17 protein-coding genes are annotated in these 20,580 nt (G+C 73.9%); 11 read left to right on the top strand and 6 right to left on the bottom strand.

Annotation, left to right across the window (positions count from 1 at the left end; all coding sequences use genetic code 11):
• Nucleotides 1–53 precede the first annotated feature (53 nt).
• The 3 genes from Q3W71_RS03020 to Q3W71_RS03010 form a co-directional block, all read right to left on the bottom strand.
• Nucleotides 54–1,307: a DNA-processing protein DprA gene (locus tag Q3W71_RS03020; RefSeq protein ID WP_302917729.1), complete on the bottom strand. Its 1,254-nt coding sequence runs from the start codon at nucleotides 1,305–1,307 to the stop codon at nucleotides 54–56.
• Nucleotides 1,304–2,824, bottom strand: coding sequence for a YifB family Mg chelatase-like AAA ATPase (locus tag Q3W71_RS03015; protein WP_302917728.1), 1,521 nt, complete (start codon nucleotides 2,822–2,824; stop codon nucleotides 1,304–1,306). The genes Q3W71_RS03020 and Q3W71_RS03015 overlap by 4 nt, the downstream gene beginning before the upstream one ends.
• 84 nt (nucleotides 2,825–2,908) lie before the next feature.
• On the bottom strand, nucleotides 2,909–3,268 hold the full coding sequence (locus Q3W71_RS03010) for a YraN family protein (protein ID WP_302917727.1): 360 nt from the start codon (nucleotides 3,266–3,268) through the stop codon (nucleotides 2,909–2,911).
• 357 nt (nucleotides 3,269–3,625) lie between these two features.
• Between Q3W71_RS03010 and Q3W71_RS03005 the strand changes: the two genes are divergently transcribed.
• The 8 genes from Q3W71_RS03005 to Q3W71_RS02970 all read left to right on the top strand — a co-directional run bounded on the left by Q3W71_RS03005 (nucleotide 3,626) and on the right by Q3W71_RS02970 (nucleotide 12,708).
• Nucleotides 3,626–4,948, top strand: a complete 1,323-nt coding sequence (locus Q3W71_RS03005) for a hypothetical protein (RefSeq protein ID WP_302917726.1) — start codon at nucleotides 3,626–3,628, stop codon at nucleotides 4,946–4,948.
• 514 nt (nucleotides 4,949–5,462) lie between these two features.
• The gene (rpsB, locus tag Q3W71_RS03000) at nucleotides 5,463–6,308 is read left to right on the top strand and encodes a 30S ribosomal protein S2 (RefSeq protein WP_302917725.1); all 846 of its coding nucleotides are present in this window, start codon (nucleotides 5,463–5,465) and stop codon (nucleotides 6,306–6,308) included.
• Nucleotides 6,309–6,445: 137 nt separating this feature from the next.
• Entirely contained in the window at nucleotides 6,446–7,300 is an 855-nt protein-coding gene (gene tsf, locus Q3W71_RS02995; protein ID WP_302917724.1) for a translation elongation factor Ts, read from the top strand.
• A 161-nt stretch (nucleotides 7,301–7,461) separates the two neighbouring features.
• The gene (gene pyrH / locus Q3W71_RS02990; protein ID WP_302917723.1) at nucleotides 7,462–8,229 is read left to right on the top strand and encodes a UMP kinase; all 768 of its coding nucleotides are present in this window, start codon (nucleotides 7,462–7,464) and stop codon (nucleotides 8,227–8,229) included.
• A gap of 79 nt (nucleotides 8,230–8,308) precedes the next feature.
• Nucleotides 8,309–8,866, top strand: a complete 558-nt coding sequence (gene frr / locus Q3W71_RS02985; protein ID WP_109904139.1) for a ribosome recycling factor — start codon at nucleotides 8,309–8,311, stop codon at nucleotides 8,864–8,866.
• Between the two features lie 317 nt (nucleotides 8,867–9,183).
• A complete protein-coding gene (locus Q3W71_RS02980) occupies nucleotides 9,184–10,386 on the top strand; it encodes a phosphatidate cytidylyltransferase (RefSeq protein ID WP_302917722.1) in 1,203 nt (400 codons plus the stop codon).
• A 104-nt stretch (nucleotides 10,387–10,490) separates the two neighbouring features.
• Entirely contained in the window at nucleotides 10,491–11,642 is a 1,152-nt protein-coding gene (rlmN, locus tag Q3W71_RS02975) for a 23S rRNA (adenine(2503)-C(2))-methyltransferase RlmN (RefSeq protein WP_302917721.1), read from the top strand.
• 31 nt (nucleotides 11,643–11,673) lie between these two features.
• Entirely contained in the window at nucleotides 11,674–12,708 is a 1,035-nt protein-coding gene (locus Q3W71_RS02970; protein WP_302917720.1) for a DivIVA domain-containing protein, read from the top strand.
• 85 nt (nucleotides 12,709–12,793) lie between these two features.
• Here Q3W71_RS02970 and Q3W71_RS02965 read toward each other — a convergent pair whose 3' ends face one another.
• The gene (locus Q3W71_RS02965; RefSeq protein ID WP_302917719.1) at nucleotides 12,794–13,015 is read right to left on the bottom strand and encodes a DUF2631 domain-containing protein; all 222 of its coding nucleotides are present in this window, start codon (nucleotides 13,013–13,015) and stop codon (nucleotides 12,794–12,796) included.
• Between the two features lie 386 nt (nucleotides 13,016–13,401).
• On the opposite strand from Q3W71_RS02965, the gene Q3W71_RS02960 reads away from it, so the two are divergent.
• Nucleotides 13,402–14,982 carry a Rieske 2Fe-2S domain-containing protein gene (locus Q3W71_RS02960; RefSeq protein WP_302917718.1) on the top strand — a complete coding sequence of 527 codons (1,581 nt, stop codon included), beginning with the start codon at nucleotides 13,402–13,404 and terminating at the stop codon, nucleotides 14,980–14,982.
• A gap of 152 nt (nucleotides 14,983–15,134) precedes the next feature.
• Complete coding sequence (locus Q3W71_RS02955; RefSeq protein WP_302918712.1) at nucleotides 15,135–15,749, top strand: TMEM175 family protein; 615 nt, start codon at nucleotides 15,135–15,137, stop codon at nucleotides 15,747–15,749.
• Between the two features lie 107 nt (nucleotides 15,750–15,856).
• Here Q3W71_RS02955 and Q3W71_RS02950 read toward each other — a convergent pair whose 3' ends face one another.
• Both Q3W71_RS02950 and Q3W71_RS02945 read right to left on the bottom strand, forming a co-directional pair.
• The gene (locus Q3W71_RS02950; RefSeq protein WP_302917717.1) at nucleotides 15,857–17,449 is read right to left on the bottom strand and encodes an NAD(P)/FAD-dependent oxidoreductase; all 1,593 of its coding nucleotides are present in this window, start codon (nucleotides 17,447–17,449) and stop codon (nucleotides 15,857–15,859) included.
• Nucleotides 17,450–17,549: 100 nt separating this feature from the next.
• Nucleotides 17,550–18,272 (bottom strand): TetR/AcrR family transcriptional regulator, encoded by a 723-nt coding sequence (locus Q3W71_RS02945; protein WP_302917716.1) that lies wholly within the window; start codon nucleotides 18,270–18,272, stop codon nucleotides 17,550–17,552.
• A 102-nt stretch (nucleotides 18,273–18,374) separates the two neighbouring features.
• Between Q3W71_RS02945 and Q3W71_RS02940 the strand changes: the two genes are divergently transcribed.
• A complete protein-coding gene (locus Q3W71_RS02940) occupies nucleotides 18,375–20,534 on the top strand; it encodes an MMPL family transporter (RefSeq protein WP_302917715.1) in 2,160 nt (719 codons plus the stop codon).
• Nucleotides 20,535–20,580 lie beyond the last annotated feature (46 nt).

Here is a 20,580-nt window from a genome sequence, read left to right as displayed (position 1 = left end):
TGCGGCGCCCGTCGCTGCGTTGGGGGTCTCGCCGCTTTGTCCGCTGCCTGAGGTCACCGGTCGGATCCGTTGGTCAGCCGGCGACCCCGACGGGCCGCCCCCGGTGCGCCGCGACCCGGCGCCGGGCCACCGCCGGCCGTCCTGGCCGGTGGTGGCGCGAGCCGGTAGCCGTCGTCGCGGCGGACAACCAGGGCGAGTTCCTCCAGCATGGACAGTTTGCGCAGGGCGGTCCGCACGTCCACGCCGGCCCGCGCGGCGAGCACGTCCACTCCCACGGTGCCCCGCCGGGGAAACGCCTCGACGACCGACCGCGCCTCGTCGTCGAGCAGGTCGGCCGGCTGCTGCGGGCCGCGCGCGACGGGCGCCAGCTCACCGATCGGCCCCACCTCCTCCAGCACGTGCGCGACGCCGGTCACCACCCGGGCCTTCGGGTACTCGCGCAGCAGCTCGTGCGCGCCGACGGACATCGCCGACGTCACCGGCCCGGGCACCACCATCCCCGGCTTGCCGAGGGCGATCGCGCGGTGGGTGGTCTGGGCCGCGCCGCTGCGCGCCGCGGCCTCCACCAGCACGGTGCCGCGGGTGGCCGCCGCGATCACCCGGTTGCGGATCAGGAACCGCGGGCGCAGCGGGTCGGCACCGGGCAGCCATTCGCTGACCAGCAGGCCGGTGTCGGCGATCCGGTCGAACAACGCCGCGTTGCCCATCGGGTAGGGGCGGTCCACCCCGCAGGCGAGCACCGCCACGGTGACGCCGCCGGCGTTGAGCGCGCCCCGGTGCGCCGCCGCGTCGATACCGAAGGCGCCGCCGGAGACCACCGTCCAGTCGCGGTCGGCCAGCCCGTAGCCGAGCTCGCTGGCGACATGCGTGCCGTACGCGGTGGCGGCCCGCGCGCCGACCACGGCCACCGACCGGTCGAACGCCTCGGCCAGCGGCCAGCAGCCGCGTACCCAGAAACAGAGCGGCGGGTCGGTCTCGACGTCCACCCGCCGGTACGCCTCCGGCAGTCGCAGGCTGCACAGCTGCTCGACCCGGTGCGGCCACTCGTCGTCGTCGGGCACCACGATCCGGGCGCCGAGCCGCTCGGTGCGCTCCATCGCCTCGGCGGCCACCGCCCGGGCGTCCCCGCCAGCCGACCGGGCGGCCACCGCGGCCCGCAGCTTCTCCTCCGGTGCTCCGCCGTCGAGCAGCAGGTCGAGCGTCGCCACCGGCCCCAGCCGCCGGACCAGCCGGTACACCGATCGGGTGCCCGGCTCGGTGAGCCAGGTCAACGCCACCCGGGCCAGCCGTTCCTCGTCCGTGCTCACGATCCCTCTCCCGTCCTGAGTCCGGTGGCCTCCCGTACGTCCTCCCGGTTGGGCCGGTCCCGCCCGTCCAGGTCGGCGATCGTCCAGGCGAGGCGGATGATCCGGTCGAAGCCGCGGGCGGAGATCGAACCGGAGTCGAGCCGCGCCCGCAGCTCGGCGGTGTCCTCGGCGGACAGCCGCCAGGGCGGGCGGCGCAGGAACGGGCCGGGTATCTCCGCGTTGAGCCGGCGACCGATCGCCGACCAGCGGGCCGCCGCCGCCTGCCGGGCCGCCACCACCCGCCGAGCGACCGCCGCCGACGACTCGCTCTCGGCGGTCGCCTGCATCAGCTCGGCCGCCCGGACCGGGGGCAGCCGCACCTGCACGTCGATCCGGTCTAGCAGGGGACCGGAGAGCCGGCCCAGGTAGCGCCGGCGCACCAGTGGCGAGCACTCGCAGTAGGTGTCGCCGCCCGGCTTGGCGCACGGGCACGGGTTGGCGGCCAGCACCAGTTGGGTGCGGGCGGGATACTCGGTGCCGCCCCGGCTGCGGGCCAGCTGGACCCGGCCGTTCTCGAGCGGCTGGCGCAGCGCGTCCAGCGCTCCCTTGCTGAACTCGGGCGCCTCGTCGAGGAAGAGCACCCCTCGGTGGGCCAGTGACACAGCGCCCGGACGGGCCAGCCCTGATCCGCCGCCGACCAGCGACGGCACGGTGGCGCTGTGGTGCGGCGCCTGGAACGGCGGACGCCGGATCAACCGGCCGCCCGCCGGCAGCAGGCCGGCGATCGAGTGCAGCGCGGTGACCTCCAGCGCGTCCTCGTCGTCCAGTTCGGGCAGGATCGACGGCAGCCGCTCGGCGAGCATGGTCTTGCCGGCCCCGGGCGGCCCGAGCAGCGCGAGGTGGTGACCACCGGCAGCGGCCACCTCCAGCGCCCGCCGGCCCAGGCCCTGCCCGGCGACGTCGGCCAGGTCGGGGCCCTCCGCGGGCGGTGGTGGCCCGGCGGCGGCCGGTTCGATCAGCGGCTCACCGTCGCGGACGAAGCTGACCAGCCGGTGCAGGGTGTCCACCGCGCGGACCCGGATCCCGGGGATGACCGCGGCCTCGGCGGCGTTGTCGGCCGGCACGATCACCCGGTTCACGCCGGCCCGGGCCGCCGCCGCGACCATCGGCAGCACGCCGCGGACCGGCCGGACGGTGCCGTCCAGGCCCAGCTCACCGAGGACCACCACCCCCTCCAGCGGGAGCAGCGGCAGCTCCCCGGAGCCGCCCAGCAGTGCTGCCGCGATCGCCAGGTCGAACGCCGAACCGAACTTCGGCAGGGTGGCGGGCAGCAGGTTGAGGGTGATCCGCCGGTTCGGCCAGCGCTGGCCGGAGTTGACCACGGCCGCCCGGACCCGGTCCCGCGCCTCGTGCAGGGCGGTGTCGGGCAGCCCGGAGATGACCACCGCCGGCAGGCCGGGCGCCAGGTCGGCCTCCACCTCCACGAGGTGCCCGGTCACCCCGACCAGACCCACGCAGAGCACCTTGGCGTAGCTCACGCCGGCACCGCCGTCCCGGCCGCACCACTCTGGCCGCCCGACCGCCCGGCCGTCCGCGCGCGCCATTCCCGCCGGCCCGGCATCTCAGAACGCCCCCTTCAGGTGCTCCACCCGGGCCGGCCCGGCGGGGCCGAGCCGTACCGAGATCACGTCGAAGCGGACCTCGTCGGCGGTGGTGCCGGTCTCGGCCAGCCACTGGGCGGCCAGGCCGCGCAGCCGCCGGGCCTTGGCCGGGACGACCGCCTCGGCCGGGGTGCCGAACTCGCCGGTGCCCCGGGTCTTCACCTCGCAGAAGGCGAGCACGGGCCCGTCCCAGGCGATGATGTCGATCTCGCCGGCGGGGCAGCGCCAGTTCCGGGCCACCGGGCGCAGTCCCGCCTCGATGAGGTGTCGCACCGCGCAGCGCTCGCCGTACGCGCCGACCGCCTGGTTCCGCGTCGTCATGCCGGCACCCTCCCGCGGACCGGCTCGGACGCGCCGCCCCGGCCCGGCTGGCTGTGGACAGCCGGGCCGGTTGTGGACAGCCGGACGATCATGCCCCTGCCGTGCTATGGCCCGCGCCGTCCGGGCCCGGTCGGCGTGCCGGGACGACCGTCGACCGGCGCACCGCCCCGCCCCGGCCGCGGCGGTTGGCGCTCCCGGCCGGGCTGGGCGCGCTGCTCGCCCGATCGTCTGTCGCTGAGCACGGGCCACGCCTACCGAGGGTCAGACGATCTTGGACCTGCGGTGGGGCCGAGTGGGTCGAATGCCTGGCCGGGGGGCGAATGGCGTTCGTACGGCGGGTCACATACGGTGCCGGACGTGGACGGACGACGGAGTTCTGCCGAAGATCGAGAGCCCCGCTGGTATTCCGGAGAACCGGAGCGCGGCTACGCCGAAGCGGATTGGCGTACGGCGGCCGAGCCGCGGTACCGGGACGAGTTCCGGCCGCCGGAGCAGCGCGGCGCCGAGGCGGGCCGGTACGCCGACCTCCCCGGCCGTCACGGAGACCCCGGTCGCTTCGGCGCGGAGCCGGACACGGGGCACTTCGGCGCGGAGCCGGACACCGGGCGCTTCGGCGCGGACCCGGACACCGGGCGCTTCGGCGCGGACCCGGACACCGCTCGCTTCCAGGCGGACCCGGACAGCGCGCGTTTCGGCGCGGAGCCCGACTCCGGGCGGTTCGCCGCGGTGGACCCGGGCCGGGCTCACCTCGGGACCGGCGACGTCGACAGCGGCCGGTACGCCGACGCCCGGTTCGGCGGCGCCGGAGACGGGGACGCCGGCCGGTTCGGTGCGGCGACGATGGGCGAGCCCGGGCGGTACGCCGCCGCCGAGCCGCGGGAGGAGGACAGCCGGGGCGAGCCGGACGGATACCGGACGGGCCGCTCTCGCCGGGCGGAACCGGATCCCGTGGAGACCTCCGGCGAGTTGCCCGGCGACCGGGCGGGTCGCCGGGCCGCCCGGGAACCGCGCGACGTCGCCACGCCCGTCGCGGCCCCGCTGACCGGTGCCGGCGCTGACCCGGCCCGGCCGGACCCGCTGACCGGTGCCGGGCCTGACCCGAGCCGGCCGGCCGCGCTGACCGGCGTCGGCGCAGACCCGGCGCGGCCGGCGCCGCTGGCCGGGTATCCGATCGTCGAGCCCGCTCGCGCGACCGAGCCGGCCCGCCCCGCGGAGGCGCCCGGACGAGCGGCCGAGCCGACGGTGCCGCCGGCCGGTCCGGTCACGGAAGCGCCGCACCCGCTGGAGCTGCCGACCGGGCCGATGCCGTCGGTCGGGCCGCGCGGCGAACTGCCGGCCTACCCGCCGGCGGCCGGCCCGGGTGTACCGGTCGGCGACGGCGTCTACCGCACCCGCCGGCCGGCGCTGGCCGTGCTCTTCGCCGTGCTGGTGGCGATCTTCGAGATTCCCGCGCTGCGGGTGCTGGTCACCGGCGTGACGGGTGATCCGGTGTCGGCCGCCGACGTGGTCGTCGGCACCTTCCTGGTCTGCGGCCTGCCGATCTTCGCGGTCGGCCTGTACGGGCTGCGTACCGGCGGGCTGTCGCTGGCGGACGGGGGGCGGGGCTGGCTGCGCCCGCCGACGGCCTACCTGACGGTCGGCCTGGTGCTCTTCGTCGCCGCCGCCCTCGCCGCCAACTGAACACCCGGCCGGCCGGCGCCTGACGACCTGGCCGGCCGGCGCCTGACGACCTGGCCGGCCGGCGCCTGACGACCTGGCCGGCCGGCGTCTGACGACCTGGCCGGGCCGGTGGCTGACGACCTGGCCGGCTGGCCGCTGACCGCCCGGACCGACGCCGACCGGATGCCCGGCCGGCCGGTCGCCAACAGACCACCCGGTCGGCCGGCGACCGGCCGCCCGCCGGGCCGCCGCCGGTGCCGCCGCGCCGGTCGCCGGCCCGGTGGTGGAGATCGACATCGTGGGCGGGGCCGGTGCCGCGCGCACCCGGGGGCCGGCGGGCGGGGGGAGGGCGTACACTGGTCGACTGGCGACCGCCTCGCGCGGTCGACCTCGCGCGCCCTCTCCACGAGCCGTCGTGGGGCGACGGCCTCCCTGGTCCCGATCTTGGTCGGGCCCGCCATGGCCGGCGACCGGGCGCCAGGACGCCCGGCCGCCGGCCGGGCGGGACAACCAGGGACGCAAGGAGTACCCCACCATGGCCGTCGTGACCATGCGTCAGCTGCTGGAGAGCGGTGTCCACTTCGGGCACCAGACCCGGCGCTGGAACCCGAAGATGAAGCGCTTCATCTTCACCGAGCGCAACGGTATCTACATCATCGACCTGCGCCAGACGCTCGACTACATCGAGAAGGCGTACGACTTCGTGCGCGGCACCGTCGCCGAGGGTGGCAGCATCCTCTTCGTCGGCACCAAGAAGCAGGCCCAGGAGGCGATCGCCGAGCAGGCGACCCGGGTCGGCCAGCCGTACGTCAACCACCGTTGGCTCGGCGGCATGCTGACCAACTTCCAGACCGTGTACAAGCGGCTGCAGCGGATGAAGGAGCTGGAGGCCCTCGGTGACCTGAGCGGCACCGCCGCCGGCTACACCAAGAAGGAGACCCTGCAGCTCTCCCGCGAGAAGGAGAAGCTGTCGCGCACCCTCGGTGGTCTGCGCGACATGCAGAAGCTCCCGGCCGCGATCTGGGTGGTCGACACCAAGAAGGAGCACATCGCCGTCGACGAGGCCCGCAAGCTGGGCATCCCGGTGATCGCCGTGCTCGACACCAACTGCGACCCGGACGAGGTCGACTTCCCGATCCCCGGCAACGACGACGCGATCCGCTCGGCCGAGCTGCTGACCAAGGTCGTCGCCGCCGCCGTCGCGGACGGCCTGATCGCCCGTTCCGGCCGTCGCCGGGGCACCGACGAGAAGCCGGAGCCGGGCGTGGCCTCCGACGAGCCGCTCGCCGAGTGGGAGCGCGAGCTGCTCGAGGAGCCGAAGAAGGCCGAGGACCAGCCGGAGCAGGCTGCCGGGCAGCCGGCCGCCGCCGCCGCGGAGTGAGGCGTACCGTCGCTGCCCCGCCGTCCGTTTCGGCGGATGGCGGGGTGGCGACGGGCCCACCGGGCACATCCCGCCCGGATCCGGGTAACCGGCCCCTCTGACCATCCACACGCCGTCTCAACACCGAAGAGAGAGCCATGTCCCAATTCACCGCCGCGGACGTCAAGAAGCTCCGCGACCTCACCGGCGCCGGCATGATGGACAGCAAGAAGGCGCTGACCGAGGCCGAGGGCGACTTCGACAAGGCCATCGAGATCCTGCGCGTCAAGGGCGCCAAGGACGTCGGCAAGCGCGCCGGTCGTACCGCCGCGAACGGCCTGATCGCGCACTCCGGCAAGGCGCTGCTCGAACTCAACTGCGAGACCGACTTCGTCGCCAAGACCGACGCCTTCATCGCGCTGGCGCAGCAGCTGGTCGAGCACGGCGCGCGCGTCGGCGTGACCAACGCCGAGGAGCTGCTGGCGAGCGAGCTGGACGGCAAGACCGTCGCCGACCTGGTCCAGGAGCAGTCCGCCAAGATCGGCGAGAAGCTGGTGCTCAACCGGTTCGCCAAGGTCGACGGCACCACCGCCGTCTACCTGCACCGCAAGAGCCAGGACCTGCCGCCGGCCGTCGGCGTGCTGGTGGAGTACACCACCGCCCCGGCGAGCGCCGGCCGGTCGACCGCTGACGACGAGGCGTCGGACTCCGACGCCCGCGCGGTCGCCATGCAGATCGCGGCGATGCGGCCGAAGTACCTCACCCGCGACGAGGTGCCGGCCGACGTCGTCGAGTCGGAGCGGCGCATCGCCGAGCAGACCGCCCGCGAGGAGAACAAGCCCGAGGCGGCCCTGCCGAAGATTGTCGAGGGTCGGGTCAACGCCTTCTTCAAGGACTACGTCCTGGTCGAGCAGGCGTCGGTCGCCGACAACAAGAAGACGGTGAAGCAGATGCTGGCCGAGGCCGGCATCGAGGTCACCCGCTTCGTGCGGTTCGAGGTCGGCCAGGCCTGAGCCGCCTGATCGGGCGCGCACGCGCCCGTGGGCAGGAACGTCGACGAGGAGGCCGCCGGTGTACGTGACAGGCACCGCGGCCTCCTCGTCACATAGGGTCGGCAGCGGCAGTTTCGCGGTAGGCGGCGCACCAGGCGTGCGCGTGGGAAAGGGCGGGGCGGATGACGCAGGTTGTGAGTGACCGGACGCTGGCGGCGGACGATCCGACGGCGCCGCCCCCCGGCCGGGCCCGCCGGGTGGTGCTGAAGCTCTCCGGCGAGGTGTTCGGCGGCGGCGCGGTCGGCGTCGACCCGGACGTCGTACAGGCCGTGGCCCGGCAGATCGCCACCGTGGCCCGGCGGGGCGTGCAGGTCTCCGTGGTGGTCGGCGGGGGCAACTTCTTCCGCGGCGCCGAGTTGCAGAAGCGCGGCATGGACCGGGCCCGGGCCGACTACATGGGCATGCTCGGCACCGTGATGAACTGCCTCGCGTTGCAGGACTTCCTGGAGAAGGAGGGCATCGAGACGCGCGTGCAGAGCGCGATCACGATGGCCCAGGTCGCCGAGCCGTACATCCCGCTGCGCGCCATCCGCCACCTGGAGAAGGGCCGCGTGGTCATCTTCGGCGCGGGCGCCGGCATGCCGTACTTCTCCACCGACACGGTGGCCGCGCAGCGCGCGCTGGAGATCCGTGCCGACGTGGTGCTGATGAGCAAGAACGGCGTGGACGGCGTCTACACCGCCGACCCGCGGATCGACCCGACCGCCAGCAAGTTCGACTCGATCACCTTCTCCGAGGTGCTGCAGCGCAACCTCCGGGTCGCCGACGCCGCCGCGTTCAGCCTCTGCATGGAGAACGGCCTGCCGATGCTGGTCTTCGGCGCCCAGGGCGACGACACCATCATCCGGGCCGTGGCGGGCGAGAAGATCGGCACCCTGATCACCGCCTGAGCGGGCGCCACGGCCCACCCGACGGTCCTCCGACACCCAGCACAGCCCACGACGAGCACAGAAGGAGGCGAGGAGACCGGTGATCGACGACACCCTCCTCGAGGCCGAGGAGAAGATGGAGCGTGCGGTCGAGCACGCCAAGGAGGAGTTCGGGGCCATCCGCACCGGCCGCGCCACTCCGGCCATGTTCTCCAAGGTCATCATCGACTACTACGGAACGCCGACGCCGCTGACCCAGATGGCGTCCGTGGCCATCCCGGAGCCGCGGATGGCCATCATCAAGCCGTACGACAACTCGCAGATCAACGCCATGGAGAAGGCGATCCGCGATTCCGACCTCGGGGTGAACCCCAACAACGAGGGCAACCAGCTGCGCATCCTGCTTCCCCAGATGACCGAGGAGCGCCGCCGCGACATGATCAAGGTGGCCCGGCACAAGGGTGAGGAGGCCAAGGTGGCGATCCGCAACATCCGCCGCCGCGGCAAGGAGGAGCTCGACCGGCTCGTCAAGGACGGCGAGGTCGGCGAGGACGAGGGCCGCCGGGCCGAGAAGGAGCTGGACGACCTGACCCAGCGCTACGTGGCCAACGTCGACGAGCTGGTCAAGCACAAGGAGACCGAGCTGCTCGAGGTCTGAGCCGTACGTCGTCGCACGAGGCCCGCCCCCGACGGGGAGCGGGCCTCGTGGCGATCCGGGCCGGTGGCGACGGCGCGACGGGTAGCCGGCCGGCGGTGCGCCCGGCCGGAGCGGGCTGGACGAGGGGCCGGGACATCGTCCGCCGTGCCGGCGCGACGGGTGCAGTAGGCTCGGCAGGATTCCCGGCCACCTCGTGGTGAACGGCGGGAATCGACCGGCCGTCGGGCCGGTCAACCGGAGGAACAGTCACGCCTGTAGGGGATGGTTGTGCGCTTGCGTCATGTGGTGAATCTCGAGCCGGCTCCGCTCGGTGCGTGATGTCCCACCTCGACCCCTACGGCGGTGAGCCGCGCGGCTGGGACCGACCCGACCGCCCGACCGCCCTGCCCTGGCCCGAGCCGGAGATCGAACCGGCTCCGTGGGACCGCCGCCCGGTTCCCGACCGGTACGCCGAGCCGCGCGGGCTGACCCGTCCGCCGGCCGACCCGTACCCCGGCGTCGAGGCGTACCCCGGCCAGCCGTACGGCGAGCGGCCGGCCGGGATGAACGGCCACCGCGACCCCGACGACTACCCGACCGCCCAACTGGAGCCGGTGCGGGCGGACCGCGAGCCGGAGCCCGCCCGCGAGCCGGAGCCCGCGCCGGGCCGGCGGCAGCGGGGGCGGCGCCGGGCCAGCGCCGGCCGGCCGCCGACCCAGCCGAGCCGGGCCGGGCGCAACCTGCCGGCCGCCATCGCGGTCGGCCTCGGCCTCGGCGTCGGCGCGATCCTGCTGCCGCTCTTCCTCTACCGGCCGGCCTTCCTGGTGGTGGTCGCCGCCGCCGTCGGCGTCGGCGTCTGGGAGATGGCCCGCGCGGTACGCCGCAGCGGCGCCCACCCGCCGCTGGTGCCGCTGATCGCCGGCGGGGTGCTCACCGTCGGGCTGGCCTGGTTCGCCGGCCCCGACGCGCTCTGCCTCGGCCTGCTGGTCACCGTGCTCGGCACGATGGTCTGGCGGCTGGGCGACGGTCCGGGCGGCTACCAGCGCGACCTCACCGCGGCCACCCTGATCGCCGTCTACGTGCCGTTCCTCGGTGGGTTCGCCGCGCTGCTGGCCGCGGTGCCCGACGACGGCCACCTGCGGGTGCTGGTCACCCTGGTCGCCGTGGTGCTCTCCGACACCGGCGGGTACGCGGCCGGGGTGGCCTTCGGCAAGCACCCGATGGCGCCGACCATCAGCCCGAAGAAGTCCTGGGAGGGCTTCGCCGGCTCGGTCACCGCGGCGGCGCTCGGCAGCGCCGTGCTGCTCTGGCTGCTGCTCGACGTCGCCCCGTGGTGGGGCGCGGTCTTCGGCCTGGCGGTCTCGGTCGCGGCGGTCCTCGGCGACCTCGGCGAGTCCATGATCAAGCGGGATCTGGGCATCAAGGACATGAGCAACCTGCTGCCCGGCCACGGCGGGTTGATGGACCGGCTCGACTCGATCCTGTTCGCCCTGCCGACCGCGTACCTGCTGCTGGTGGTCTTCGCGCCGGTGGTGGGCTGAGGCATGGGTCACGCACCGGCGCGGGGGTCCTCCACCAGGCCAGGGTCGATTCGGCACGTCCGGACAGGTGCTTCCGCCATCCGGCGTGACAGACTGGACGCGCCATGACGAGCCTGCCCCTGATCCCCGTGGACCCCGACGCCCCCGGCGCGCGCCGGGCGAGCATGCCACCCCGCCACCTCGCCGACCTCGACCTCGCCGGTCGTCGCGCGCTGGTCACCGAGCTGGGGGAGCCGGCGTTCCGGGCCAAGCAGGTCTCCACCCACTACTTCGGCCGGCTGGTCCGCGACCCGGCGCAGATGACCGACCTGCCGGCCGCCACCCGGGAGCGGCTGGCCGACCGGCTGCTGCCCCGGCTGCTCACTCCGGTACGGGAGCTGGCCTGCGACGACGGCGCGACCCGCAAGGCGCTCTGGCGGCTGCACGACGGCTCGCTGGTGGAGAGCGTGCTGATGGGCTATCCGGACCGGGTCACCGTCTGCATCTCCAGCCAGGCCGGCTGCGGTATGGCCTGCCCGTTCTGCGCCACCGGCCAGGCGGGGCTGACCCGCAACCTCTCCACCGCCGAGATCGTCGACCAGGCGGTCTACCTGGCCGGGGTGGCCGCGTCCGGAGCGGTGGCCGGGTCGCCGCCGCGGCTGTCGCACGTGGTCTTCATGGGCATGGGCGAGCCGCTGGCCAACTACAACCGGGTGGTCGCCGCGATCCGCCGGCTGATCGCGCCCGCGCCGGAGGGGCTCGGCCTGTCCCAGCGGCACATCACCGTTTCCACGGTCGGGCTGGTTCCGGCCATCCGCCGACTGGCCAGCGAAGACCTCTCGGTGACTCTTGCGCTGTCGTTGCACGCCCCCGATGATGATCTGCGCGACGAACTCGTGCCGGTGAACCAGCGCTGGAAGGTAGCCGAGGTGCTGGACGCAGCGTGGGACTACGCGGCCGCAACGGGCCGTCGCGTGTCGATCGAGTACGCGATGATCAAGAACGTGAACGACCAGCCGTGGCGAGCGGACCTGCTCGGCCGGCTGCTGGCCGGCAAGCTGGCCCACGTGAACCTGATCCCGCTCAACCCGACTCCGGGCAGCCGCTGGGACGCCAGCCCGAAGCCGGTCGAACGGGAGTTCGTCCGGCGGTTGCGCGACGCCGGGGTGTCCACGACGGTGCGGGACACCCGAGGCCGCGAGATCGACGGAGCGTGTGGGCAGCTGGCCGCCGCCGAGGACAGGGACACCGACCGGACCACGGAGACGACGGCGTGACCGGCCGTAGCGAACGAGACCAGGAGACATAGTGGCGAGTCAGGGTCAGCGTTTCCGGCGCAAGGCGCTCCGCCGGGGATACAAGGTCGACGAGGTGGACGCCTTCCTCGACCGGGTCGAGGCGACACTCGCCGGTCAGCCGGTCGGCGCCCCGGTGGCCTCGCAGGAGGTCCACGACGTCGTCTTCCGGGTCCGGTTCAACGGCTACGACGAGTGGCAGGTCGACCTGCACCTGGACCGGGTCGAGCGGCAGCTCGCCGAGCTGGAGGAGCGCGGCGGGCGCGGCGGTGACCCCCGGATGGGCGACCGGCTCGGCCCGCCGGACCGGATGGGTCCGCCGATGCGCGACGAGCGGGGCATGCCGCCGGTGTCGCAGCCGATGCCGCCCCGGCCGATGCCCGCGCAGGCCGGTCCGCCGCCGGCCGACCGCTACGGCCGCTACGACGAGCCGACCGGCGCCTTCGCCGGGGGCTACGACGCCCCGCGCGGGGGCTACGACGCGCCGCGCGGCCCGGCCGGCCCGAACCCGCCGATGGGCCCCGGCCCGATGGGGCACGGCGGCCCGCCGCCGCGCGGCCTGCCCGCCGGCCCGGGCGGCTACGGCCCGGACGAGCAGCGCTTCGACGGCTTCGAGGCGGGCCGGCGCGGCCGGACCGACATGACCGCCGAGATCCGGATGCCGGAGCGGGACCTGCGGGGTCGCGGCCCGGCCGGGCCGCCGCCGATGCCGCAGCAGGGGTTCGGCGGCGGGCCGATGGGCGGCCCGCCGGCCGGTGGCCCGCCGATGGGTGGCCCGCCGATGGCCGGCCCGCCCGGCAGCGACCTCTACCGGGTCGACCAGATCCGCCGCAGCTTCCAGGTGCGCCGGTTCGGCAGCGGCTACGACCCCGACCAGGTAGACCGGTTCTTCGAGAGCCTGCTCGGCGGGATGGCCGGGCGCAACCCGATGCCGGTGAACCCGAAGGACCTGGACACCCTCCGCTTCGGCCTGGTGCAGGGCGGCTACTTCGAGGCCGAGGTGGACGCCGCGCTCAAGGACGTGCAGGACATCCTCTTCGGCCGCTGACCGACCGTCACGAAGGGCCCGCTCCCCGGTGTGGGGGCGGGCCCTCGTACGTGTCGCGAAAGATGCCGGCGGGTGGCCGTCTTGGTCAGGAGCGCAGGCCGTTGCGCCGCAGCACCGCGTCGCCGATGACGATGATCAGCAGCAGCGCGGCCAGGCCGACCAGCCAGACGTCCTCGACCCTGCCCTCGTGGTTGCCGCAGATCATCGCCAGCAGCGCCAGCGCGGTCAGCACCGCGCCGATCCGCCCGGCCTTGCGGTGCCCGGGCTTGTGCTGGTCTGGCGACGTTACCGGCTCGCTTCCTGCCACTGTCGGTCCTTCCCTCGCGATCGGATCTCTGGTTAGTCTGGCACGCCCCGTACCGGGCCCGGCGCAGGGTCCGGCCGGATGCGAGCCGCGACATGCCCCGCAGCGGTGTGCGGCGGGTCCGGCCCCGCGTGCGGCCGCCGCTGGAGCGCTGGCGGGCCGGGCACCCGGCGGCGCGGCCGGCTGACGCCGACGGTCGAGTGCCGGGCGCCGGGACCGCCGCACCGGCGAGGATTCGGCGCCGGCCGGCGCGGGAACCGGGAACCCGGGCCGAAGGACCCGGGCGGACCGGGGCGGTACGGCACTACCGGCGTCGCGGGCCGGCGGCCACACTGCCTCCGGTAGCGTTCGGACGTACACCTTGTTTGTCTTTTCGAGGGAGAACTGCGGTGCGAGTGACCGGTACGGGGCACGCCAGCATGCGGATCGACACGGCCGCGGGCAGCATCCTGTGCGACCCGTGGGTCAATCCTGCCTACTTCGCCTCATGGTTCCCTTTCCCGGACAATTCCCAGCTCGACTGGGAGACCCTCGGCCAGGTCGACTACCTCTACGTCTCGCACCTGCACCGGGACCACTTCGACGCCAAGCACCTGCGGGACTTCGTGTCGAAGGACGCGACAGTGCTGCTCCCCGAGTTCCCCACCTCGGAGATGGAGGACGAGTTCCGGGAGCTGGGCTTCACCAAGTTCCTCAAGGCGCCGAACGAGCAGGTCGTGGAGCTGCCCGGCGGCCTGAAGATCATGATCCAGGCGCTGACCAGCCCGACCGACGGCCCGATCGGCGACTCCTCGCTCTGGGTCGAGTACGACGGCGTCCGGCTGCTGAACCAGAACGACGCCCGCCCCACCGACCTGAGCGTCTTCGCCGAGCTGGGTCACGTGCACGCGCACCTGCTCCAGTTCTCCGGGGCGATCTGGTACCCGATGGTCTACGAGCTGCCGCAGGCCGCCAAGACGGCGTTCGGCAAGCAGAAGCGCGACCGGCAGTTCGACCGCACCTGGCGCTACATCGACGACCTGAAGGCGTCGCACGTCTTCCCGATCGCCGGCCCGCCGTGCTTCCTCGACGACGAGCTGTGGCAGTTCAACGACATCTTCGGCGACGAGGGGAACATCTTCCCGGACCAGTCGGTCTTCCTGCGCGAGTACGCCAAGGTCGGCGGCAGCAACGGCGTGGTGCTGCTGCCGGGCAGTGTCGCCGAGGTCACCGCCGACGGCTGCGAGACCACCCACCCGGTCCCGGTCGAGGAGTTCTTCGCCAACAAGGTCGCCCACCTGGAGGAGATGCGCGAGCGCAAGCGCCCGATCATCGAGGCGGAGAAGGCGTCCTGGCGGCACCCGGAGATCGACGTCCTGAAGGAGATGAAGCGGCGCGTCGAGCCGCTGCTCGACGAGTCGATCTACCTGGCCAAGGGGGTCGGCGGTCCGGTCCGCTTCGACCTGGTCGGCTACGACGGGGAGAGCGTCGAGTCGATCGTGGTGGACTTCCCGGGCAAGCAGGTCCGGCCGTACGCGGACGAGAAGGTCCGGTACCGGTTCCGCACCGAGCGGGCGCTGGTCGAGCACCTGCTGCACATCGGCGAGGTGGACTGGGTCAACTCGCTCTTCCTGTCCTGCCGCTTCTCCGCCGCCCGGATCGGCCAGTACAACGAGTTCGTCTACGCGTTCTTCAAGTGCCTCTCCGAGGAGCGGCTCCAGTACGCCGAGGGCTGGTACGACGAGCACGAGCGGGCGGTCGACGCGGAGGACATCACGCTCGGCGACTGGGTGGTGCAGCGGCGCTGCCCGCACCTGAAGGCGGACCTGAGCCGGTTCGGCATCGTCGAGGGCGACCAGCTCACCTGCCAGCTGCACGGGTGGCGGTTCGACCTGGCCAGCGGCCGCTGCCTGACCAGCGTCGGCCACAAGGTCCGGGCGCGCCGGGTCGACGCCGAGACCCCGGCGCCGGCCGGCGAGAGCGCCAGCTGAGACGAACCTCCGCGCGCACCCCCGTACCTGCGCGACCATGCAGGTGTGCCGCCCCGCTCCGGACGGACCGGTAGCGGGCACGGCGCGCGGGGGTGGGCGTGACGCAGCCCGACGAGGAGGACTCGGGGTACCGGTACTCGCGTGACCGGGAGATGGCCCGGGACGCGTCCCGGGTGGAGGCGTTCAGCGACGCGGTCATCGCGATCGTGCTCACCCTGATGGCGGTCGAGCTGCTCCAGCTCGGCCCGCGCTCCGAGCGAGACCTCACCGAGGCGCTGGCGCACGAGTGGCCGGCCTACCTGGCGTACGTGATCACCTTCGCGATCGTCGGCCAGGTCTGGCTGACCCACCACAACATGTGGCGCTACGTCGTCCGGGTCGACCAGTTGCTGCTGGTGTTCAACCTGCTCCTGCTGCTCTTCGTCGCGGCCATCCCGTTCACCGCCGACCTGCTCGCGGACAACCTGCGCGGCAGCGTGACCGACCAGCGGTTGACCGCGGCGCTCTACGTCGGCTCGGTGCTCGGCGAGGCGCTCTTCTTCAACCTGAGCTGGTGGTGGGCGCGGCGCCGGCGGCTGCTGCACCCCGATCTGGATCCCCGGCTGGCCCGCGCGGTGGCGCTGCGCTTCCTGGTCGGCCCGGTGCTCTACCTGGTGGCGTTCGCCTTCGTCTTCGTCAACCCGGTGCTCAGCCTCTGCCTCTACCTGCTGCTGATCGGCGTCTACCTGGTCCGCGGCCCCGGCGACCTCCCCTCCTCCGCCCGCTGACCCGGCCACCAACCCCCCCGTCGATCATGAAGTTGTCGCCAGGACACGGCGTGCGCGCGGTCAACAACTTCATGGTCAACGGGGGCCTGAGACGGCGGTGCGGTGGGTCAGGGGGTCAGGTCGGTGAGGATGCGGCGGGCGGCGTTGTGGCCGGCGGCGCCGATGACGCTGCCGGCCGGGTGGCAGCCGGCGCTGCCGGCGTAGACGCCGTCGATCCCGGTGGCGTACGGCATCCGGTCGGTGAACGAGACGGTGTTGTCGACGTGGTGGATGTGCCCGCCGGTGATGCCGAAGTGCGCCTCGATGCCGGGCGGTGTCAGCGGCACCGCGTCGGCGATCAGGTCGCCGGTGCCGGGGGCGTACCGCTCGCAGATCGCGATCAGCTGGTCGACGTACCCGGGCAGCGCCTCGTCCCAGCTGGTGCCGGCCAGCTCGTACGGGACGGACTGGACGAAGAGCGCCGACGAGTGGTGGCCCTGCCCGTCCGAGAGCGACGGGTCGACGGTGGTGTGCAGGTACCACTCGATGGTCGGCTCCGCGGGCAGCCGGCCGGCCCGCACGTCCGCCCACATCGCGCGCAGCGCGGTCATCGGCGACTCGCCGCCGCCGATCAGCGAGGCCGAGCCGGGGAGCAGGTGGATGGTCGAGCCGAACGGGCTGGGCGCGTCGGCGGGCAGGCAGGAGAAGCGGGGCAGGCCGCTCAGCGCCAGGTTGAGCTTGAGCGTGGTGCCGGGGCGCCGGACCGCCGCCATCCGCTCGGCCAGCGGCGCCGGTAGCGCGCCGTCGGGCAGCAGGTCCATCAGCGCGTACGGGTCACACGCGCCGAGCACCACCCGGGCGCCCACCTCCCGGCCGTCGGCGAGGACCACCCCGCTGGCCGCGCCGCCGGACAGGGTGATCGCGCTGACGCCGGCGCCGGTCAGGATCCTCGCCCCGGCGGCCCGGGCGGCCTCGGCGAAGGTCCGCGACACGGTGCCCATCCCACCCTCGGCGATCATCCAGGTGCCGCCGGAGCCGGGCAGCCGGCACATGTTGTGCACCAGGAAGTTGTGGCCGGTGCCGGGGTCGTCCGGGCCGGCGTTCAGCCCGGACAGGCCGTCGGTGACCGCGTACATCGAGACGAGCAGCTCGGAGCGGAAGTCGAAGCGGGCCAGGTAGTCGGCGACCGAGCCGCGGACCAGGTCGACGAAGACCTGGCGCAGCGCCGGGCGGACGTACCGTTCGGCGGTCTCCTCGACGGTCAGCGGGTCGGCCAGCCAGACCGGCGCGAGGTCGTCGCGGAGCGCGGCCAGTTCGGCCTGGAGGGCGTCGTCGGCGGCCACGTCGGCGGGGGAGAAGAACTCCGTGAGCTGCGCCCGGGTGGCCGCGGTGTCGCTGCCGAAGAGCAGGTACGGGGAGCCCTCCGGGCCCGGGGTGGGCAGGAAGTAGTGCGGGTCGCGGCGCAGCACCGGGATGCGGACGTCGAGCGTGGCGAGCAGTTCCGGCGGCATCAGCCCGAGCAGGTAGGAACCGGTGGAGTGGCGCAGGCCGGGCACCTTCGGGAACGGGTTCTCCGTCCGGGTCGCCCCGCCGATCACCTCGGCCGCCTCCAGCACCAGCACGTCGAGGCCGGCGCGGGCCAGCAGGATCGCGGACACCAGACCGTTGTGCCCGGACCCGACGATCACCACGTCGGCCCGGGTCGGCAGCTCGTCACTCATGCCGCGGGAGCCTAGTGCCCGCCCGGCCCGCCGGTCAGCCCTTCGCCGGCCGCCACCCGGGCGCGCCGCCCGGGCCGGTCGTGGCCGCCCACGCGTGGGGCTAGCGGGCCGTGCCGTCCGGCCGGTCGACGCCGCCCAACTGGCCGGCCAACGCCCCCAGCTCCAGCTCGAACAGCGCCTCGGGTTCGGTGACCGCCCAGGTCAACTGCTGGAAGACCTCCGCCGCGATCAGGCCGTAGAGCCGGGTCCAGCCGGCCAGGAAGGTGTAGGTGACCTCGATCGGGATGTCGCCGTGGCTGAGTCGCAGCGGCTCCAGCCGGTCGCCGAGGCGCTCCCGGATCAGCTCGACCGGCGGGGTGGGGAACGGGGAGCGGTGCCACAGGTCGATCATCGGGGCGAGGAAGACCGCGCCGAGCCGGGCACCGGGATGGTCCGGGTCGACGCAGTCGTCGACGAACGTCGCCAGCCCCGGGGTCGGCGCGCCGAAGATCAGCCCGAACTCGGCGGGGTGCGCCACCGACCAGGCCCGGAACGCCCGGCACATGGCCAGGAGCTGGTCGACCGGCTCGCCGCCGGCGGCGTCCCGGGCCGCTTCCAGGCCCAGTCGCAGCTCGTCGAAGAGGTCCGCGGCGAGCGCCGCGACCAGCGCCTCCAGGCTGGGGAAGTAGCGGTAGATGGCCGGCGCGGTCATGCCCATGTCACGGGCGATGGCGCGCAGCGAGACCGCGTCGATCCCGCCGGTCACCAGCAGCCGGCGCGCCCCCGCCTTGATCTCGGCGAGGGTGGCGGTACGCAGGCGTTCCCGTCGGGTTGGTGCGGTCATGCGGCTAACCCCCTTGACCAAAGCGAACGCCGTTGCGATAGTTAACGGCGTTCACTCAAATGAGCGATGGTCACAGTTTAGCCGTCGGCGGAGGGGGAGGCCATGTTCGCGTGGTGGGGACGAGCGGTGGTGCGGCTGCGCTGGGCGGTGCTCGCCGCGGCCGTGCTGCTGGTCGCGGTCGGATCGACCTGGGGGGCCGGGGTCTTCGGGCAGCTGACCGGGGGCGGGTTCGACGACCCGGCCAGCGAGTCCAGCCGGGCGTACGAGCGGATCACCGACGAGCTGGGCCCGCAGGGGGCCGACGTGGTCGTGCTCTGGTCCAGCGACTCGGTGACGGCCGACCAGCCCGCCTTCCGTGACCCGGTCACCGCGACCGTCACCCGGCTGCGCGAGCGTCCCGAGGTCGCCAACGTCACCACCTGGTACGACACCCAGGCGCCCGCGCTGCTCGCCACCGACCGCCGGGCCACCTACGCGCTGGTCCAGCTCCGGCCGGCCGACGAGGACGGCAAGACGGCGGCGTACGAGGCGCTGCGGCCGGCGATCGAGACGCCCGGCGTACGGACCGAGACGGGCGGCAACGTGCCGTTCCTGCACGAGGCGAACCGGCAGACCACGGAGGACATCACCCGCGCGGAGCTGCTCTCCATGCCGGTGCTGCTGGTGCTGCTGGTGCTCATCTTCGGCGGCCTGGTCGCCGCGGCCACCCCGCTGCTGATCGGCGGGTTGGCGATCCTCGGCGGGTTCGTCGCGGTCCGGCTGGTCAACCTCTTCACCGACGTGTCGATCTTCGCGATCAACATCATCACGCTGATCGGCCTGGGCATGGCTGTCGACTACGCGCTCTTCGTGGTCAGCCGGTTCCGCGAGGAGCTGGCCGCCGGCCGGGACACCCCGACGGCGATCGGGCGCACCATGGCCACCGCCGGCCGTACCGTGCTGGTCTCCGGGCTCACCATCGCCCTCGCCATGGCCAGCCTGCTGATCTTCCCGCAGTCCTTCCTGCGCTCGATGGGTCTCGGCGGGATGGCCGCGGTGCTGGTCGCCATGCTCGCCGCGCTCACCGTGCTGCCGGCCCTGCTCGCGGTGCTCGGCCCGCGGATCGACGCGTGGCGCGTACCGCTGCCGTGGCGGCGGGGCGGTCGGCCGGCGGCCGGCGGCGGCGCCTGGGCCCGGATCGCCCGCAGCGTGATGCGCCGGCCGGTGCGCTACCTGGTCGGGGTGGTGCTGCTGCTCGCCGTGCTGGCCGTGCCGTCGCTGCGGATGGAGTTCGGCGGCTTCGACGAGCGGGTGCTGCCCGCGGACGCCGCGCCCCGGGTGGTCTCCGAGCGGATCGCCGCGGAGTTCCCCGGCGGCACGGTCGCCCCGATCGACGTGCTGGTCTCCGGGGCGCCGGCCGAGGCGGTCGGCCCGTTCGCCGACCGGATCGCCGGCCTGCCCGGGGTGCGCGCGGTGCAGGTGGCCGCGAACCGGGGCGAGTCGACGCTGCTGACCGTGAGCTACCCGGGCGAGCCCACGGGCGAGGTCGCCCAGAACCTGGTCCGCCAGTTGCGCGACCTGCCCGCGCCGGCCGGGGCCGAGGTGCTGGTCGGCGGCCGGCCCGGCGCCGACCGGGACCTGCTGGACAGCCTCGCCGACCGGCTGCCGTGGATGGCCCTGCTGATGGCCGCGGCCACCCTGCTGCTGCTCTTCCTCGCCTTCGGCTCGGTGGTGCTGCCGGTCAAGGCGGTGCTGATGAACCTGGTCTCGATCGGCGCGTCGTTCGGCGTGGTGGTCTGGATCTTCCAGGACGGCCACCTCGCCGACCTGCTCGGCTTCACCCCGACCGGGTTCATCGAGCCGAGCAACCCGATCCTGATGCTCGCGGTGCTGTTCGGGCTGGCCACCGACTACGAGGTGTTCCTGCTCTCCCGGGTCCGCGAGGAGTGGGACCGGACCGGGGACAACACGGCCTCGGTGGCCGCCGGGTTGCAGCACACCGGCCGGATCATCACCGCCGCCGCGCTGCTGCTGATCATCGTGGTGGCCGGCTTCGCCACCGGCGGCATGGCCTACATCAAGCTGATCGGGATCGGCATGATCGTGGCGATCGTGGTCGACGCGACGCTGGTGCGGGCGCTGCTGGTGCCGGCCACCATGCGCCTGCTCGGGCGGTGGAACTGGTGGGCGCCCGGGCCGCTCGGCCGGTTCTACCGCCGGTACGGCATCCGCGAGGGCGCCGAGCCGGAGCCGGCGGAGCGTCACCCCGCGTTCACCGGGTAGAGACTTCCATCGATGCTCCGTCGGCTCTAGCGTCGACGGGGCATCG

The sequence above is a fragment of the Micromonospora sp. C28SCA-DRY-2 genome (assembly GCF_030519475.1).
Taxonomy (GTDB): domain Bacteria; phylum Actinomycetota; class Actinomycetes; order Mycobacteriales; family Micromonosporaceae; genus Micromonospora.
The sequence above is the reverse complement of the archived record's forward strand: the minus strand, read 5'-3'. Positions and strand labels throughout refer to the sequence as shown.

Coding starts and splice junctions, on each gene's coding strand:
- Q3W71_RS02955 (WP_302918712.1), top strand. CDS start 15,135: ATGGCCCGGGACGCGTCCCGGGTGGAGGCGTTCAGCGACGCGGTCATC.
- Q3W71_RS02940 (WP_302917715.1), top strand. CDS start 18,375: ATGTTCGCGTGGTGGGGACGAGCGGTGGTGCGGCTGCGCTGGGCGGTG.
- Q3W71_RS02950 (WP_302917717.1), bottom strand. CDS start 17,449: ATGAGTGACGAGCTGCCGACCCGGGCCGACGTGGTGATCGTCGGGTCC.
- rpsB (WP_302917725.1), top strand. CDS start 5,463: ATGGCCGTCGTGACCATGCGTCAGCTGCTGGAGAGCGGTGTCCACTTC.
- Q3W71_RS02945 (WP_302917716.1), bottom strand. CDS start 18,272: ATGACCGCACCAACCCGACGGGAACGCCTGCGTACCGCCACCCTCGCC.
- Q3W71_RS02980 (WP_302917722.1), top strand. CDS start 9,184: ATGTCCCACCTCGACCCCTACGGCGGTGAGCCGCGCGGCTGGGACCGA.
- Q3W71_RS03010 (WP_302917727.1), bottom strand. CDS start 3,268: ATGACGACGCGGAACCAGGCGGTCGGCGCGTACGGCGAGCGCTGCGCG.
- tsf (WP_302917724.1), top strand. CDS start 6,446: ATGTCCCAATTCACCGCCGCGGACGTCAAGAAGCTCCGCGACCTCACC.
- rlmN (WP_302917721.1), top strand. CDS start 10,491: ATGACGAGCCTGCCCCTGATCCCCGTGGACCCCGACGCCCCCGGCGCG.
- pyrH (WP_302917723.1), top strand. CDS start 7,462: ATGACGCAGGTTGTGAGTGACCGGACGCTGGCGGCGGACGATCCGACG.